1 pseudogene is annotated in these 566 nt (G+C 34.5%); it reads right to left on the bottom strand.

Going from position 1 to position 566, the window contains the following annotated elements:
* Positions 1-566, bottom strand: a pseudogene (locus BWGOE10_RS29380) (hypothetical protein); the annotation flags it as partial.

The raw sequence follows: 566 nt of genomic DNA, 5'->3' as shown, positions 1-566 counted from the left end.
CGTTATTCCTTCTTTCCCAAGCTTCTCATCCACCTGGTTTTCTAATTTTACTACGTGTTCCTGGCTTACCAGCTCATTATCAATCGAAACATATTTCGTTGTATAATACCGTTCTTCAGCTTTTACACGAGTGACAATACTATCAATATTATCTGGTTTTTCTTCATATTGTGAACGTCTATATGCCTCGAATTTTCGGCTTAAATCCTTATCTAACGTAGTTGGCTCCTTTTCTTTTAAAGGCTGAATTTGCTGATCTAGAGAAGCAATAGGTGCATATCCCTCCGTCTTCATTTCTTTATATAATTCCACCTCTTTTTCATTAAATGAGTAATCTTTTTGTGCCTCCGCTTTATCAACTAAGAGTCCATATCGTTCATCTTTTACGATTTCATCTAGACTCATATTTGCATCTTTTTCATAAACAACAAATGACAAATTTCCTCTTCCATCAAAGATAGAACTTTGAACCTTTTCATATAAATCTGGTTTCAAAATGTTATCTAGATAGACATTTTCTCGTTTCCCGTTCTTTTCCATTAGGGAAACATATAAATCGTCCCGAT

This window comes from Bacillus mycoides, from assembly GCF_001757995.1.
Lineage (GTDB): Bacteria > Bacillota > Bacilli > Bacillales > Bacillaceae_G > Bacillus_A > Bacillus_A mycoides_B.
This window is presented reverse-complemented; position numbering and strand designations above follow the sequence as displayed.